The sequence below is a fragment of the Pseudocitrobacter vendiensis genome (assembly GCF_943590815.1).
Classification (GTDB): domain Bacteria; phylum Pseudomonadota; class Gammaproteobacteria; order Enterobacterales; family Enterobacteriaceae; genus Pseudocitrobacter; species Pseudocitrobacter vendiensis.
Genome location: NZ_CALSBS010000076.1, coordinates 1 through 1,920, shown reverse-complemented (window position 1 = coordinate 1,920; position 1,920 = coordinate 1). Strand labels below are relative to the sequence as shown.

Sequence of the window (1,920 nt, the reverse complement as noted above, 5' to 3'; positions counted from 1 at the left end):
TCATTAACATAGAACCTTTACGTGTCATAATTTAAATTACGGGTAATGTGACTACCGTTGACAGATTATGGTACCCAAATCAGAATGTCACATAATCGAACGTATATGTGACAGAGGAAATATGTTCATCGGATATATTCGGATGTCAAAAGCGGATGGTTCGCAGACGAATGATTTACAACGTGATGCACTGATCGCCGCAGGTGTTGATGCCGCACATTTTTATGAGGACCGGGCATCGGGCAAACGAGAAGAGCGTCCTGGACTTACAGCCTGTCTGAAAGCACTACGACCCGGAGACACGCTGGTCGTATGGAAGCTGGACCGCCTCGGTCGTGATCTTCGTCATCTCATTAATACAGTGCACGACCTGACCGCGAGGGGGACCGGTCTGAAAGTGCTGACCGGTCACGGGGCGACTATCGACACAACAACGGCCGCTGGCAAGCTTGTCTTCGGTATCTTTGCCGCACTGGCGGAGTTTGAGCGCGAACTGATTGCTGAAAGAACGACTGCAGGTCTGGCATCAGCAAGAGCCCGTGGGCGGAACGGCGGCCGACCTTATAAAATGACGCCAGTCAAACTGCGACTGGCAATGGCATCAATGGGACAATCAGAAACAAAGGTCAGTACGCTATGCCAGGAACTTGGGATAACCCGGCAAACTTTGTACAGGCATATTTCCCCTGTTGGTCAACTGCGGGCGGACGGGATCAAGCTGTTCAACCGTGGATAATTTGAACGGACGGAAAAATCTGGGGTTCCGGCGTAGTACCCCTATCACCTCCACATTTTTGCAACAGTGCCTTATAAATGGCAGCCTTATGTTTACTTGCCAAGATGGGCTACCATATGATGTTTTATACTGAGCAATATTAATATTATCTTTAATGGAAAAATTAAGCCCACTAAGTGACCCACTGCTATATGGCTCTATTGTGAAGACGCCTGAGGGTAAAAATTTATACATGGTTGTCCCTATGTCTATTATTGCAAGGTTGACAATATTATTCGTTTTATAAATTTGAGCGTTTAAAATCACACATCAAAGCAATTAGTCAGGATAAACAACAATACCCAGTGCTTCGAGAATCAGTTCTTGCTGCCAGGCTGCAATTTTGATACCTGATGTATCGACTTTGCGGGGATCTAAACCGTCGAGTTCGGCGTGGCATAAATTGGCACCCTGTAGGCTAAATTGCCCCCAGACATCTTCGGAAAAAACACCTCGACTTAAGTCTGACTCTTTCAGTGATGCACCCGCTAGGTTCGTTCCTATCCAGCGATTTTCAAACAACTCACATTTTTCTAAACAAACCCTCTCCATATTGGCATAGGAAAGATTACATCCAGAAATAAATGCTGAGCAAAAGTACATACGATTACTCACTTGATGGGCAAAGTTTGTTCGGGAAAAGTTGGCACCTTTTAAATCACACGCACGGAACTCTATACCGTAGCAATTGGCATTACTGAAGTTTGCCATCGCAAGTTGGCATTGTTGGAAACTTGCATCACGAAGATCTGCGACATCAAAGTGGCAGCCTTCGATATCACCCTGTTCAATGAACTTGCAGTTGACGAATGTCGTATCACGCAAGTTAGCACGTCGAAAGTCGCTGCGAATGAATGTGCAAGCGGTGAAGGTGAGATCACTTAAGTCTTTATGTGAAAAGTTGTGGTGCCGATATGTATGATTGTAGGTTTCCATGAGTACTCCTTGTTGAAAGGAGGGCTAGACTACCATTATACATATGCCAAGACATTAAAATAAAAGCCTGTTACATCAACACATTACAACCCCTCAATTTACCTGTTTTAAGTGGTCAAATTGGCGCGTAGAGCGCCTATCGCTCTTGCATTGGCACGCGGCCCTGTTGAAAAAAGTTATTCGCTTTAGATAGGGTTAGGAGAGCCGTG

2 protein-coding genes are annotated in these 1,920 nt (G+C 45.4%); one reads left to right on the top strand and one right to left on the bottom strand.

Annotated elements, in window-relative coordinates; all coding sequences use genetic code 11:
* Nucleotides 1-121 precede the first annotated feature (121 nt).
* Nucleotides 122-736 (top strand): recombinase family protein, encoded by a 615-nt coding sequence (locus NMC31_RS25995; RefSeq protein WP_014839983.1) that lies wholly within the window; start codon nucleotides 122-124, stop codon nucleotides 734-736.
* Between the two features lie 318 nt (nucleotides 737-1,054).
* On the opposite strand, the gene NMC31_RS25990 is transcribed toward NMC31_RS25995, so the two are convergent.
* Entirely contained in the window at nucleotides 1,055-1,711 is a 657-nt protein-coding gene (locus NMC31_RS25990; RefSeq protein WP_001516695.1) for a quinolone resistance pentapeptide repeat protein QnrS1, read from the bottom strand.
* Between the last annotated feature and the right edge of the window lie 209 nt (nucleotides 1,712-1,920).

Bases quoted from the DNA above. Each gene is read 5' to 3' on its own strand.
- NMC31_RS25995 (WP_014839983.1), top strand. From the start codon at position 122: ATGTTCATCGGATATATTCGGATGTCAAAAGCGGATGGTTCGCAGACG.
- NMC31_RS25990 (WP_001516695.1), bottom strand. From the start codon at position 1,711: ATGGAAACCTACAATCATACATATCGGCACCACAACTTTTCACATAAA.